The organism is Bradyrhizobium sp. Ce-3 (assembly GCF_022835695.1).
Taxonomy (GTDB): Bacteria; Pseudomonadota; Alphaproteobacteria; order Rhizobiales; family Xanthobacteraceae; genus Bradyrhizobium.
The window spans coordinates 1-735 of record NZ_BQUV01000021.1 but is presented as its reverse complement, the minus strand read 5'-3'; the positions used below and the strand labels follow the sequence as shown (position 1 = coordinate 735).

Annotated in this window: 1 protein-coding gene; it reads right to left on the bottom strand. The window is 64.5% G+C overall.

The features are described from left to right. The coding region (locus tag BRSPCE3_RS35640) for a chemotaxis protein CheW (protein WP_244071784.1) at positions 1–735 on the bottom strand (735 nt) is incomplete at both ends.

The following is a 735-nucleotide window of genomic DNA, read 5'->3' as shown; positions in this document are numbered from 1 at the left end:
GCTCGCGGTACTGCACCATGTAGCGGCCGTTCGAGAGCTCGATCTTGTCGGTTGCGATCTCCTCCAGCCGGGTGACGAGGCCGAGCGGCACCGCCTTGGGCTGGCTCGAGCCGGCGCGGAACACCAAGAGCGAGGTGAGCTGCTCGCCGCTGTTGGCGTGGGCGCTGGCGCTGTCGTCGGCCATGTCATGGGCCGAGGAGCCGGAGGCGCCCAAGGCTTTTGCGATGCCGTTGGGATCGATGATCATGATCACGGCGCCATCGCCCAGGATGGTATTGCCGGAGAACATGTCGATGTGCCGCAGCTTGGTCGACATCGGCTTGACCACGATCTCCTCGGTGTGGAACACGCCGTCGACCACGATGCCAAAAGTCTGGCTGCCGACCTGCGTCACCACAATGAAGCCGTTCTCGGCGTCCGTGGTGGTCGCGCCGTCGTCGATCTTCAAGAGCTTCTTGAGGTGGATCAGCGGCAGCAGCTTGTTGCGCAGCCGCAAGACCGCTGTGTCCTTGATCCGCTCGATGCGGTGCTCGGAGTTGGCGCGGGCCCGCACCAGCTCGACCACGGACAATTGCGGAATCGCAAAGCGGTCGCCGCCGGCTTCGACGATCAGGGCGGAGACGATGGCAAGCGTCAGCGGGATCTTGATGGTGACCGAAGCGCCCTCGCCGGCCACGCTCTTGATGTCGATGGTGCCGCCGATCTGGTCGATATTGGTGCGCACCACGTCCATGC